The 12,762-nt window shown below is 52.6% G+C and carries 14 protein-coding genes; 6 read left to right on the top strand and 8 right to left on the bottom strand.

Features of this window, described 5'->3' with window-relative positions; all coding sequences use genetic code 11:
• Window positions 1–85: 85 nt before the first annotated feature.
• The 5 genes from trbJ to IT971_RS05265 all read left to right on the top strand — a co-directional run bounded on the left by trbJ (window position 86) and on the right by IT971_RS05265 (window position 3,019).
• A complete protein-coding gene (trbJ, locus tag IT971_RS05245; protein WP_196871124.1) occupies window positions 86–862 on the top strand; it encodes a P-type conjugative transfer protein TrbJ in 777 nt (258 codons plus the stop codon).
• Between the two features lie 2 nt (window positions 863–864).
• The gene (locus IT971_RS05250) at window positions 865–1,038 is read left to right on the top strand and encodes a hypothetical protein (RefSeq protein WP_172400410.1); all 174 of its coding nucleotides are present in this window, start codon (window positions 865–867) and stop codon (window positions 1,036–1,038) included.
• Between the two features lie 2 nt (window positions 1,039–1,040).
• Window positions 1,041–2,480: a P-type conjugative transfer protein TrbL gene (gene trbL, locus IT971_RS05255; protein WP_196871125.1), complete on the top strand. Its 1,440-nt coding sequence runs from the start codon at window positions 1,041–1,043 to the stop codon at window positions 2,478–2,480.
• 4 nt (window positions 2,481–2,484) lie between these two features.
• Window positions 2,485–2,724 (top strand): hypothetical protein, encoded by a 240-nt coding sequence (locus tag IT971_RS05260; RefSeq protein WP_113932712.1) that lies wholly within the window; start codon window positions 2,485–2,487, stop codon window positions 2,722–2,724.
• Between the two features lie 64 nt (window positions 2,725–2,788).
• Complete coding sequence (locus tag IT971_RS05265) at window positions 2,789–3,019, top strand: type I toxin-antitoxin system ptaRNA1 family toxin (protein ID WP_196871126.1); 231 nt, start codon at window positions 2,789–2,791, stop codon at window positions 3,017–3,019.
• 97 nt (window positions 3,020–3,116) lie between these two features.
• Here the strand turns inward: IT971_RS05265 and IT971_RS05270 are convergent, their stop codons facing one another.
• From IT971_RS05270 to IT971_RS05300, 7 genes are all read right to left on the bottom strand, one after another.
• Window positions 3,117–3,371 carry a hypothetical protein gene (locus tag IT971_RS05270; protein ID WP_196871247.1) on the bottom strand — a complete coding sequence of 85 codons (255 nt, stop codon included), beginning with the start codon at window positions 3,369–3,371 and terminating at the stop codon, window positions 3,117–3,119.
• Window positions 3,368–3,532, bottom strand: a complete 165-nt coding sequence (locus IT971_RS05275; RefSeq protein WP_252724176.1) for a hypothetical protein — start codon at window positions 3,530–3,532, stop codon at window positions 3,368–3,370. The genes IT971_RS05270 and IT971_RS05275 overlap by 4 nt, the downstream gene beginning before the upstream one ends.
• Window positions 3,533–3,769: 237 nt before the next feature.
• Window positions 3,770–5,644, bottom strand: coding sequence for an AAA family ATPase (locus IT971_RS05280; protein ID WP_196871127.1), 1,875 nt, complete (start codon window positions 5,642–5,644; stop codon window positions 3,770–3,772).
• Between the two features lie 10 nt (window positions 5,645–5,654).
• The gene (locus IT971_RS05285; protein WP_196871128.1) at window positions 5,655–7,328 is read right to left on the bottom strand and encodes a restriction endonuclease subunit S; all 1,674 of its coding nucleotides are present in this window, start codon (window positions 7,326–7,328) and stop codon (window positions 5,655–5,657) included.
• A complete protein-coding gene (locus IT971_RS05290; RefSeq protein ID WP_196871129.1) occupies window positions 7,325–8,812 on the bottom strand; it encodes a class I SAM-dependent DNA methyltransferase in 1,488 nt (495 codons plus the stop codon). The genes IT971_RS05285 and IT971_RS05290 overlap by 4 nt, the downstream gene beginning before the upstream one ends.
• A gap of 24 nt (window positions 8,813–8,836) precedes the next feature.
• Window positions 8,837–11,233, bottom strand: a complete 2,397-nt coding sequence (hsdR, locus tag IT971_RS05295; RefSeq protein WP_196871130.1) for an EcoAI/FtnUII family type I restriction enzme subunit R — start codon at window positions 11,231–11,233, stop codon at window positions 8,837–8,839.
• 49 nt (window positions 11,234–11,282) lie between these two features.
• Window positions 11,283–11,516 carry an antitoxin of toxin-antitoxin stability system gene (locus IT971_RS05300; RefSeq protein WP_196871131.1) on the bottom strand — a complete coding sequence of 78 codons (234 nt, stop codon included), beginning with the start codon at window positions 11,514–11,516 and terminating at the stop codon, window positions 11,283–11,285.
• A 176-nt stretch (window positions 11,517–11,692) separates the two neighbouring features.
• Here IT971_RS05300 and IT971_RS05305 point away from each other — a divergent pair, with 176 nt between their 5' ends.
• Window positions 11,693–11,917 (top strand): hypothetical protein, encoded by a 225-nt coding sequence (locus tag IT971_RS05305; protein WP_196871132.1) that lies wholly within the window; start codon window positions 11,693–11,695, stop codon window positions 11,915–11,917.
• A 422-nt stretch (window positions 11,918–12,339) separates the two neighbouring features.
• On the opposite strand, the gene IT971_RS05310 is transcribed toward IT971_RS05305, so the two are convergent.
• On the bottom strand, window positions 12,340–12,675 hold the full coding sequence (locus IT971_RS05310) for a zinc ribbon domain-containing protein YjdM (protein WP_007090798.1): 336 nt from the start codon (window positions 12,673–12,675) through the stop codon (window positions 12,340–12,342).
• Window positions 12,676–12,762 lie beyond the last annotated feature (87 nt).

Below are 12,762 nucleotides of genomic sequence, written 5' to 3' on the forward strand. Positions count from 1 at the left end.
TGCCACGTGATGGCCCAACCCCACAGAAACACGTGGGACAGATTAGCCGCAACAGCTAACTCATCACATCGAGAGGTACTCGGCCATGAAGCCTGCCCGTTTTTTAGCGGCTAAAACCGCGCTCGCCGCCGTCCTGGCTGGCGGCATCATCACATCGGCGCACGCCGGCATACCCGTCATCGACGCTGGCAACCTGACGCAGAACGTCATGACGGCCATGGAATCGGTGGCGCAGACGCTCAAGCAGATTGAGCAATACCAGACCCAATTGCAGCAGTACGAAAACATGCTGCAAAACACGATGGCCCCGGCGGCCTATATCTGGGATCAGGCGCAGGCCACGATCGGCAAGCTGGTTGAGGCTCAAAATACGCTGGCCTACTACCAGAACCAGCTCGGCAGCCTGGACAACTATCTGTCCAAGTTCCAGGACGTGGCTTATTACAGAGGCTCGCCGTGCTTCAACGGCACCGGCGGTTGTACAGATACCGAATGGGCCGCAATGGACGAAAACCGCCGCCTGGCCAGCGAAGGTCAGAAGGTTGCCAACGATGCTCTATTCAGGACGCTAAAAAATCAGCAGGAAGCTTTGCGCAATGACGCCCGCAATCTGGAGCGGTTGCAGGGTGCCGCCCAGGGCGCACAAGGCCAGTTACAGGCCATAGGGTACGCCAACCAGCTTGCCAGCCAGCAGGCCAACCAGCTCTTGCAGATTCGTAGCCTTCTGATGGCTCAGCAAACGGCCGTAGGAGCCAGAATGCAAGCTGATGCTGACCGGAAAGCAATAGAGCAGGCGGCACATGAGCAGCTTTATAAAGGGTTGCAGGAGCCGGTAAACCGTTCCAAAAGCAAGGAGTACTAACCGTGAAAACAATCACGATTACCCTTGCAATGTTGTTTTCAGCCTTGATTACGGGCTGCGGTGAGTCAACAGATCGCGATTTGAGCACCAGGACACCGGAAGAGCAGCAGGCCGCAGATGATCTCTATAAAGGCTTGGAAACGCCTGTTGATCGCTCAAGAAGTAAGGAGTACTGACCATGAAATCTGTACTTGTGCGTTTAGGGTTCGGGTCGGCGTTGGTGTTTCTTTCTCAATCCGCTGCTGCTGCCATCGAAAAGGGCGGCGTTCTGAACGATGTGTCAGACCGATTCTTAACGGCCAGTTCAACCTGGGCCGGAACAATTACGCAATATGCGTCCTGGCTGTTCTGGACGCTGGTTGTTATCTCGATGGTCTGGACGTTCGGCATGATGGCCTTGCGTAAGGCCGACATTGGCGAGTTCTTTGCGGAGTTTGTCCGCTTCACGATATTCACTGGCTTTTTCTGGTGGCTGCTCATCAACGGTCCCAACTTCGCTATGGATATTGTCAATTCGTTGAGAACGATTGCCGCAGAAGCATCTGGACTACCGAGAGCATTGAATCCGTCCACGCCCATTGATATTGCCTTCGATATTCTGGCGAAAGCGGCGAAGTCTTACAGCGTTACTAGCCCTATCGACAATCTATCAATCTTCCTGACTACTCTGGCGATCCTGGCGTGTATGGCGGTGGTGGCGGCTAACGTGTTGCTGGCACTCATTACCGCCTGGGTGTTGGCCTATGCTGGGGTTTTTGTCCTTGGCTTTGGTGGAGCGCGTTGGACTTCAGATATCGCATTGAACTATTTCAGAAGCGTAATCGGCATTGCCCTCAAGCTGATGACTATTACTCTGCTGGTCGGTATCGCTGTGTCCATCATTGATGGTTATCACGCTGATCTAGCCAATAAAGCCTCAATGGACGAGCTGCTGGTTATTTTTGTTGTATCGCTTGTCCTGGTGATCCTGGTGAACACCATACCGAACGTTATTGCGGGCTTGATTCCTGGCGGCGGTGCGGCTGCGAGTGCCGGTAGTTCTTTCGGTGCTGGTGCCATTATGGGTGCGGGTATGGCGGCGGCCGGCATGGCTACTGGTGGTGCGGCTCTTGCGGCAAAAGCAACAATGGGCGCCGCTACCGGGGCTATGGGCGGTGCATCGGCGATCCAGGCGGCATTCCAGAAAGCGTCAGCCAGCATCAGCGGCGGCGGGGATATGCCCAGCATGGGGTCGGTCATGGGCGGAAATTCCGGCAGTGGCGGCCGTAGTGGTGAAGCTGGGGCGGCTGGCAGTACGCCGTTTGCGCAGGCCGCTGGTTTTGGTGGCAGCGGTAGCGGTTCACATGGCGGCGGTTTTGCCAGGGCGGCGAAGCTGGCCACGGGCACGGCATCGGAGTTGGCCAAGGGCGTCGGCTCCCAAATGAAACAAGGGTTTCAGGAGCGGGTGAACGAAACGGCAGGCGGGAAGATGGCTGCTGCAATCCGGGAAAGCATGGAGCCAAACGAAACGGGCCAGTCCGGCCAGTTCGATGGCAATAGCCTGGGCGGTTCTCAGGGTAACGGCGAAGCGCCCTCATTCGTGAACCGTGACACCGATAACAGCGAAGGCAGGAGCTAAACCCATGACAACACCCTATATGGCCGCATTGACGGCCCTGGATGAACGCCAAGAGGAAGTTCAGGTATTTGTTTCCCCGCTGGGCGATCAATCGACTGAGATTGATGCAGCAGCAGAAACAGCGGTTTTTGTGGCGCGGCCAGACTATGCACGAGGGATCGAACCTAAGTCGGTCAGTATCGAGGTAAAGGGCGGCAGTAATCAGCGGTCAGCATTCGCCGAGGCGGCGGGGCTGTACCTGTAGGCGCACCGGGCGGGCCGGTAACCCGCCCGGCACTTTCAATCAACACCTGTCTGAGAGGTGAATCATGACAACACAACATCTTATCGAACCGGGCCAGGTCGTGCACCAAGCGGCCGCTATCCTTGCTTCCTTGGAGTACATCGACCAAGGCACGGCGCAGCGGCTGGGGCCGCTGGCCGAGGCCGTGGCGAATGCTTTCATGGTGGTGTACTACCAGGCCGAAACAGGCCATGCGACTCGGAATGACTTCTGCGAAGCTCTGGAGGCGATTCGCCGATCTTTGCCCCAGGCGTAGCCCGGCGGAACAGGTAAGAATAATAAGAAGATTATTATTCTTATCGTCTTACCCAGCCCGGCAGTAGCTACGGCGGCGGCCAGGTGGCCGCGTTCTGCTATTCAATCCCGTATCTGATCTTCGCCTGGGTCGCGATTTCGCGGGCGTGCTCAATATAGGCCGCGTCACCAGTGGCCTCAGCGTGGGCCAGATACGCATGTATGGCTTCCGCGCTTTGCAAGTCCTCGACCAACAATTCTCGGCCAACGGCTGGGGCATCGACCCATTCTCGTTCTTCCGGCGGCAACGGGTATGCCCCGGAGGCTTCGGTTCCTGCCAGCAGTTCGTCCAGCGTGTAGCGCGGCTTGGTCATCGACGGGCCTCATCGAGCCATGCCAACGTTTCAGCATCGTGGGCCGCCACACGGGTCAGCAACTGACGCACGAAGGCCGTCATGCTGATGCCGTGTGCGGCCAGGACGGCAGCCGCTTCTGCCTTCACAGTCACCGGGACGGTGGCGCTTACGGTTTTCATGGTCGTACCCTCGCGTGTTCTAGGCGGTTGAAGTAGGTTTATTTCATATTGTCGCATTCGCCAATGTGTTCGGAAAACGGTGGTTTTCTGGATACACATCTGTGGCGTTTCTTTGGTCGCTGGATGCGCCTCTCGCTGTTAAGCTGGCCGTCATTTTTTTAATGTTCTGATTGGGTCAATTAATGCCACTCTGGCCATAGATCGATGACAGCACCTATATGCTAATTTCCGTTTGACTTATGAAGCGCATTTGGATTTTATAAACTCAAAAACCGGCTTGAGTGGCTCAAAGCAGGACTTATCAAGCATCGGCACAATTTCTTTGGCAAAAGCAGTCTTGTCACGATCTGATTTGAATACAACCTTAGAGCCACCAACACATGCTTCTTGATGGTAATAGTCTGCTGTCGGTGCTTGTCCATAAAAAAGGTGCTCGATTTCGCAGCATGAATCTCCCCCAAAGGTTTCGCCGGTTTCCGGATTTCGGATTACCTGCCTCTGAATATCGGCATGCGCTGGGACAGGAAGCATGACTGCATAAGACTCGCCATGCGCCCACTTTTTGATTAAGCCCTTGAACGGATCGCTGGCTGTCACTTCTCCGTTGAGCCCATTCCACTGGTCGTATGCTTTGTCGAAATCAAACAAGGCAAATACGGGCAACCCGTCCATCTCGCCATGAATGCGGTCGTCGGTCAGGAGCTGGTTTATGTAAGTGCAACTGAATGCATAGAACGGGATGAAGGGCATATCATCCTCGTAGAGCTTGTACCAAGCTTCTTTAAGAATGATCGGGTCTGTGCTTCCCTCAGTAAAAAGAACGGGCTTCTTTTCTATCTGGACTGCATTAATAATGCTGAGCAATTGTTCCTGTTCCGAATACTTGATCAGGTCTGAACTCAGTTTCTTGATTGCAATTGCTTTCGGCAAGTCATAGCAGTTCGCCAGATTATCCTTTATGTCAAAGAATTTGATCTTTCTCTTGTCGTGAGGAATGAGTGTCACAGCACTGTGGCTGCTCATCAAAACATGGCTTGATTTTGCTGCTGCATCGGTAATGTCGAAAACTTGCTGCAAAAAATCAAACTGCCACTCCGGGTGAAGGAATGCATCCGGTTCATCCAGTAAGATCAGGCAATGCCGATCTTTAAATAGCTCGACAATAGAGTAGATATAAACGGATTGAAACTGGCCGTCACTGAAGTGAGTGATATTAGCATCAAGGCCGCTGGATAATTTGAGGGGAATGGTAAGCTCCCCAAGCATCCCAAGTGTCTTCAGATTGTCGAACTGTCGAAAAATATCCGCAACAGAATCATCGGCAAACTTCTGCTGGAATAGTTCGATATTGATCGGAATCTGGTAGCGGTCATCGGCAGAACTATAGACATTGTCGTGATTGAACTCGCCCTTAATGCATGTAACGAGCTTATTCAAAAACTCTCGTGTGATGCCGTCGGCACCCCAATAATGCGTGCGCGGATCAAAACTCTCGATGCCATCCACCTCCAGTGCTTTCAATGCGCTTGTCGCAAAAAGCGGGCTCTGAAGTGTCAGTTGTATATCCAAGCCGATAGTTGCGATCCCTAGCTTTTGGCAAACGAATTGTCGAGCCTTATTGGTGTTTGGCTGTGACAGTAAAACAGCCAGTAATAATTGCTTATAGTCTGGACCTATACCGATAAAGCGGCGACTCTCATCAGTATTGGCGCCTTTGATGCGTCCACGAAATTTTGCTTCGTACTCTGCAACCAAGGAAGAAACGGTGGTGTTGTGCCCGGAATAATAAATCAAAATATTATCGGGGAATGGTGTATGTCCAAGCGTCTTACGGTCTTCGTCATTGTTGATGCGAAGCTTGCCAGCCTTCCATTCTATTTCTGTATCTTGCCCTTCGATCTCGTAATTCAGGCGATAATCAAAAGCAATTTTATTATCCGTACGGCCGAGTTGATCCAAATGGCGAAATATTTCAATTAGCGCCTCGAACAGGTTCGATTTACCGCTGCCATTTTTGCCGACAAATACATCGATAAAGCTGGTGCCATCAAAATTCAGAGAGAAGTTTTTGAGATTTTTGTATTGACTGATGAAAAATGATTTCAGACGCATAGCAGCTCACTCATACTTTTGCCATTACGGCAGTCAATAATTCGTTTTGTTTACAAGTGGATGCGGCAATCTGTTGATCTAGCTTGTTGCATAATCCCATAAGCAGGTCGATTTTGGCGACGATGCGGTGTTGCTCAGAGAGCGGTGGCACCGGAATAGCTATCGATGACCATTTTTGCTTGTTAATTATTGGTGTTGCTGATCCGCCAGCTGAATCTAGAACGATGCGTTGGAATAGATTTGTAGCCATTAGCCAGTATAAGAATTTCACCGGAATAGGATGAAATGGAGTGATGGTGTTTATCTGCTGATTGCATGCCAAATTTTGAATATTAATTGCGTGCTTTCCAATGCTTCCCCCTATGCAAACCATTAGCACGGATCCCTTTTCGATTAGCCGACTGTAGGAGAGTCCGGATTCTGAAAGTCCTTTACCAGAGTAATCAATCACTCCATTTTTAATGTCCCCTGGGCCAATAAAAGGTATGTGATCACCAAAGTTGCCTTGATCTTTACTTGGAGGAGTTGTCCCTGTTTGCGTAGTTCCTAATTCTTCTAATCGCACCCACTCCCACCCCTTGGGCAAAGCATAGGATTCTTCTTTATCTGTGACTGGAGGCAGTGATTTTGGGGCTTTGATCTTGCCTTCCTTTACCAGCCGCTTTTTTTCGGTCTCAATTTCTTTCAGTAATTCAGAAGCGGGTTGATCGTTTGGGTCTTGCGGGACAAGCTTGCCCATCACTGCCAGTTGCAGGATGGCTTTGCGCAGTTCGGCGACGTTTTCCTTGACGCTGTAGAGCTCGCCAAAGTGCTGCTCGATAAAGCCCCAGGCCGAGCTGTCCGGCGCGGCGAGAAGTTGCTGCATGGCGGCGGTGTGGACAGCCAGCCGTTTTTCCTCCCGCTCCTTGCGCAGGGCTTCCAGCGCATCGCAGCACGCCATCAACTGGTCGATGAGGGCGACGATACGGTTCTGTTCGGGGAACGGGGGGAGAGGAAAGAGACCAGAGAAAAAATCGCCATCGTTGATGGCGGGATATGCAACCCCTTTCTGGGTCGCCTCAACGTAACGAATAAATGCAGGTGATCTAAGGTAGTGGTATATAAAGCGGGCGCTTAACGACCTAAATGGGTGAAGAATTGCAAAAGCTGTGCTTGCAATAGGTTCGGGGTCGTACTCCTTATCGATAATTGCAATATTTAACAAATACGGTCGGACAGTTGAATAGATAACGGTCCCAGTCTTAACGATTTTTCTCGCCCGCGATGGCGCATCGGATGCGCCAAGGATCTGCAGGTTCGAGCCAATTTTCCCTGATGTATTATCAATGGCGCCAACATCAATATAGGTGAATGTGCTATCTGGAATTTTCTGCCCCCAATCGTGGCATATTTCTCTCACTCGCACCCACTCCCACCCCTGTGGCAATTGGTAAGGCACTTCCTCCGGTTTGATCGGCGGCAAAGGCTTGGGCGCTTTGATCTTGCCTGCTTTCACCAGCCGCTGTTTCTCGGCGTTGATGTCTTTCAGCAATTCCGAGGCCGGCTGATCGGCGGGGTCTTGTTCCACCAGCTTGCCTTGCATGGCCAGAGTCAAGATCAGTTCGCGCAGCTTGGCAATGCCATCGGGCGCGGCAAAGGCAGTGTCGAAATGCTGTTCGAGCAGATCGCGGGTCGCGTTAGTCATGCCTTGCCCCCGAGACACGCCATCAGCTCGGCTTTCAAAGCAGCCTGCGCTGTTTCGAGCTGGGCGACGATTCCCTGGTATTCGCACATCAAGTCTTCTGGCTTGCCATGCTCGACTTCTACCAAGTGCGGGTTCTTGCCAACGGCATCCAGGTTGTAGTTTTTGTCGGCTATCTCTTTTGCAGAAACTTTCCATGCGTATTGCGTTGTCTTGCGACCTTTGCGGCTGGGGCCACCCCACCAGGCTTTTTCGAGATCGAATTCCTCGATGGTCAGCGGCTTGGAGCGTGAATAGCTCTTGTAGCCTTCCGGGTAGGGGTGTTCAAAGAACCAGACGTCCTTGGTCGGCTCGCCCTTTTCGAAGAACAGCACATTGGTGGCAATGCTGGTGTAGGGCGCAAAAACGCCTTTGGGCAGGCGAACGATGGTGTGCAGGTTGAACTCTTCCAGTAACTCGCGTTTCAGCGTGGTTTTGGCACCCTCGCCAAACAGGAATCCATCGGGTAGCACGACGGCGGCACGGCCGCCATTGCCTTTGTGATCGGCGTGCTTGAGCAAGTGCATGATGAGCGCCATGAATAAGTCGGCGGTTTCACGGGTTTGGTATTTACGCGGAAAGTTGTTCTCGATGCCATCCTCTTCCATGCCGCCGAACGGCGGGTTGGTAAGAATGATGTCCACACGGTCTTTCGGGCCGTAGTCCTTGAGCGGGCGGCTTAAGGTGTTGTCGTGGCGGATATTGCTGGGTACGTCGATGCCGTGGAGCATCAAGTTGGTCATGGCCAGCATGTGCGGCAGCGGCTTTTTCTCCACACCGTGGATGCTGTCTTGCAGCGTGATTCTGTCTGCCGCTGTTTTGACTTGTGACTTCAGGTGCTCGATGGTGCAGGTCAAAAAGCCGCCCGTGCCGCAAGCAGGGTCGAGCACGCTCTCGCCCAACTGTGGATTGAGAATATCCACCATAAACTGGGTGACGGCTCGAGGAGTGTAATACTCGCCAGCGTTGCCGGCGGACTGCAGGTCGGCCAGGATTTTTTCGTAGATGTCGTTGAACAGGTGGCGGTCTGTCGATGAGTTGAAATCAACATCCATCTCGATGGTGTTGATGACCTGCCGTAGCAAAGTGCCAGATTTCATGTAGTTGTAGGCATCCTCGAACACCGAACCCACCACTTTACCGCTTGGCGACACGCCAGCAGCGGTGGCCAGCTTTTTGAGTGAGGGAAAAAGCTCGTTGTTGACGAAGTCGATCAGTTCGTCGCCGGTGATGCCTTCTGCATTCTTGGCCCAGTTGCTCCAGCGGAAGCGGCTTTGCAGTGGCGACTTGTAGCCAGGAATGGTGAGTTGCCATTCTTGTTCTTTGTCATCGAAGATTTTCAGAAACAGTAGCCAGACGATCTGGCTGATGCGCTGGGCGTCGCCATCAACTCCTACGTCTTTACGCATGATGTCTTGAATGGTTTTGATCAGGGTGCCGATAGACATGAGTGAGGTTCCAATTCGTGTTTGTTATGCGCGCTGCTGCGATGGGCTATAGAGCGCTTGTCCGAGTTCGTGCACAGCGTGTTGGTACTGATCCAGCCCGCCAAAGGCGCGAATGATTTCCATAGGGGTGCCGAAACTGGTGAACGGGGCGATGGTGAGGATTTGCGTTTCCTCAATCGGTCCAACGCCTTCGTCGGCGTATTTGTCCAGCAAAGCTTGCAGCACACGCTGCGCTTGCTCGCCATAGCGAGTGAAGTAATCGCGCTTCTTAACCTGATCGGCACGTTCCTTGCGGCTGAGCGGTGGTTGATCCCAGGCTACGTGGCAGACCAGATCAAACGGATCGAATTCCTTGCCTGACTGCTGGCCAATTTCTTCGGCCAGCGCGGCAAAGAAAACGCCCTCATTGGCCAATTCGTCGATGATGGCTTGCTTCTTCTCGGCGCTGTTCCAGCGGCGCAAGAAGTCGTCTAGAGAGCTGAACTCCTTGGCGAGCGCCTTGCGGGTGTAGTCCTTGAGTGATTCGGTAATCAGTTTTCCGTTGGCGTCGAAATACTGCACACGCTCGGCCGCCACTTTGACTTCAACATTGGCAACGACATAGCGACGAACTTCAGTTCCTTCTTTATGCGAGCCTGGTTCAAATACGCCTGTCCACGGCGACTCCTCGGCAGGCGGATAAATAAAGCCATCTTCACCCTGAGTGCCCGTTACTTCATCTGGCGGCACCGGGGATTCGCCTGCTGCGGGTTCGTAGACTTGCACGGGGTCGCCATCAAAATCAGGATCGGCGAATAGCTCGGTCGCTTTTTTGAAGTCGATGATGGTGAAGTAGTATTTGTCGTAGTCTTCATTGATGCGCGTGCCACGGCCAATGATCTGCTTGAATTCGGTCATGGACTGGATGCGCTGATCGAGCACGATGAGTTTGCAAGTCTGGGCGTCCACACCCGTGGTCATCAATTTGGATGTGGTGGCGATAACCGGGTACTTGGATTCGGGAAAGATAAAGTTATCGAGTTCGGCCTTACCTTCTTCGTTATCGCCGGTTATGCGCATGACGTACTTGCTGTTCTGTGTGGCCAGGTCGGCATTTTCGTTCACCAATGCCTGACGCATGCGCTCGGCATGGTCAATGTTGTCGCAGAACACAATGGTTTTGTCGAAGCGATTGGTTTGTTTTAGGAAGTCGCTGATCTTCTTTGCTACTAACTCTGTACGCTTTTCCAGCACAAGGTTCTTATCAAAGTCGCGCTGGTTATAAATGCGGTCCTCAATTTCGTTGCCGTGTTTATCAACCATGCCTTTGTCAGGTCGCCAGCCGGTAAGGTCTTTATCCAGATCAATGCGAACCACCTTGTACGGAGCTAGAAAACCATCGTCGATACCCTGGCGCAGGGAGTAGGTATAAATTGGCTCGCCAAAGTAATCGATGTTAGAGACTTCTTTGGTTTCCTTGGGTGTGGCAGTCAGACCGATTTGGGTGGCCGATGAAAAGTATTCGAGAATTTCGCGCCAAGCTGAGTCTGCTGCCGCACTGCCGCGATGGCACTCGTCAATGACGATCAGATCAAAGAACTCACGGCTGAACTGCTTGTAGATGTTGCGTTCTTCTTCTGTGCCGGTGACTGCCTGATACAAGGACAGGTAAATCTCATACGACTTGTTGGCTTGCCGCTTCTGGATCTTGGTCATGGCCGAGCCGAATGGCTTGAAGTCGTTGGTCATGGTCTGATCGACCAAGATATTGCGGTCGGCCAAAAACAAAATGCGTTTTTTGGCTTTGGATTTCCAAAGACGCCAGATGATTTGAAATGCGGTGTAGGTTTTGCCCGTGCCTGTGGCCATAACCAGCAGAAGACGATTCTGGCCGCGAGCGATGGCTTCAACGGTCTTGTTGATCGCCAAAAGCTGGTAATAGCGAGGTGTTTTGTTGCTGCCGTCGCTGTAATAATCCTGCGAGACCAGCTCGCTCTGCGCAGTGTTCAAGCCCAAATGCTCGGACCACCATTGCCACAACGTCTCAGGGCTGGGCAGCTCGTGAAGAGCCAACTCCCGTTCGATGACGCCATCTTTGGCAATCTTGTTGTGGAATAGAAAACCGTCGCCGTTACTGCTGAAAACAAAGGGTACCTGCAACATTTCGGCGTAGCCCAACCCTTGTTGCATGCCGTCGCCCAGCGAGTGTTTATTGTCCTTCGCCTCGATGACCGCGATGGGTATGTTAGGCTTATGGAACAATACATAGTCAGCCCGTTTGTGTTGAGCGCGAGTGTGCAATTTTCCACGGACGATGATGCGACCCTTGGTGAGCGGAAACTCTTCACGCACCTGAGTGACGATGTCCCATCCCGCCTGCTCAAGCGCCGGGGTAATGAATTTTGTGCAGATATCGCGCTCGCTGAGCTGACTTTTATTCATAGCAGATAACTTCCCCATTGACGCTTTCTTATTTTCAGTTAATGCGCATCTATTTGCGCCCACGCGACCGGCCTAGATCGGACAGCATTGAGGGACGGCCATCTTCAGTCCGGTGGCGCGGGTAATTGTCATATTCGCGGGCTTGGCGGCGCTGAGCTATGTAGCCCCGCATAAGCTCGCGCATGATCTGAGATGCTGGCCGATCCTCACCGGCGGCTTCAGCCATAAACTCGGCACGCAACTCCGGCTCCAGTTTCATCGTGAAAACAGCTTCTTTCGACATGGCGCACCTCCTTTCGTGAAGATAAATACTAATGTAGTATATACGTTGTCAGTATCGTGCGCGAGACGCTTTATAGCGTGTCAAGGTGGCGTATGTCAGTGTGAGTGCGGTGGCAGCTTCGTGTACACGAATAGGACTGCACGGATGCCAAGAGGTGGAAGTGATGAGGAGAAGACATGGCGTTGGAACACCATAACGAAGAGCCGTTTTTCATCACCGAGGAAATGGAGGCCGAGCTGATCGCGGCCGGGCATGTGTTTGAGCCACCGCCGATTGTCTGCACTGGCCGACTTCACGACGTGCTGGAGCGCCTGACCGATGTCGAGCTGGCATTGCAGCCGGGTGAGATCGCCGACCAGGAGCGCAAGCGCCGGCAGAACAAACCATTTTCAGCTGGTTAAGCTAGGCATGGTATTTTTCGTGGCATTGCTACAATTTATGTTTTTAAGTGATTGTAAATAAACAGGATTTTTTGCCTATTTATAATAGAGTGGGAATAAGCTTTCCTATCGTCGGAAATGACAGCGGCGCGTCCATTGGGCGCGCCGTTTTGTTTGGGGCTGTTCTAATAACCTGGCCCATCCGAGCCGCAATCCCCTGTCGAATTGCATGCATTCGATAAAACCTGCTGAACGCTCCGCTGCCAGTTAAATGTAAGGCAGGAGGATAGCGACAGGGTCGCAAATAGTGCGGCGATAAGGGCAAGGTGGCGCATGGTGGCCCCCGTTTCTTTCGGGTGGTTTAAGCCGGTATCAGACGACGACATTGTACCAGAACCCGGTCGCAATGTCGTCGACATAGGGCGCAGGGGTGAAGCCCGCAATCAGATCTTTTTGACAAATTCGGATTTAAGCTTCATCGGGCCAAATCCGTCGATCTTGCAATCGATATTGTGGTCGCCTTCGACAAGGCGGATATTCTTGACCTTGGTGCCGACCTTAAGCGGTTGAGACGCACCCTTGACCTTCAGATCCTTGATGATCGAAACCGTATCGCCGTCAACAAGCACATTGCCATTGGCATCCTTGTATTCGGTTTGATCGCCACTTGACGCGGTTTGCAGCGACCATTCATGGGCGCATTCCGGGCAAATCAGCAATTCACCATCTTCGTACGTATAGGGCGACTGGCATTTGGGGCAGGGGGGTAACGTGCTCACGGCAGATCCTTGGGTAAAAGCGTTAAGTCATGACCCTACCCGTTCCGGTTTGGTCGCCTATGTCGTAACCCCCGAAACCCGGCTTGT

The organism is Thalassospira sp. B30-1, from assembly GCF_015767575.1.
Lineage (GTDB): Bacteria > Pseudomonadota > Alphaproteobacteria > Rhodospirillales > Thalassospiraceae > Thalassospira > Thalassospira xiamenensis.